The following is a 265-nucleotide window of genomic DNA, read 5'->3' on the forward strand; positions in this document are numbered from 1 at the left end:
GACAGACATAGGAGCACTCTTAAGAGGAGTAAACAGAGACGAAATAGAAAGAGGTCAAGTTCTTGCGAAGCCAGGATCAGTAAATCCACACAAGAAGTTTGAAGGTCAAGTATACGTATTAAAGAAGGAAGAAGGAGGAAGACATACTCCATTCTTCAACGGATACAGACCACAATTCTACTTCAGAACAACAGACGTTACAGGAACAATTAAGCTACCAGAAGGAGTAGAAATGTGCATGCCAGGCGACCACATCAACATGGAA

At 41.9% G+C, this 265-nt stretch carries 1 protein-coding gene; it reads left to right on the forward strand.

Translation table 11 applies throughout. From position 1 onward, the window contains the following. Positions 1-265 (forward strand): elongation factor Tu (locus tag N2692_03175; GenBank protein MCX8016265.1); only part of this gene is annotated, 265 nt, incomplete at both ends.

This window comes from Patescibacteria group bacterium, from assembly GCA_026415775.1.
In the GTDB taxonomy this organism is placed as follows: Bacteria; Patescibacteriota; Minisyncoccia; order UBA6257; family JAAZHW01; genus SKW32.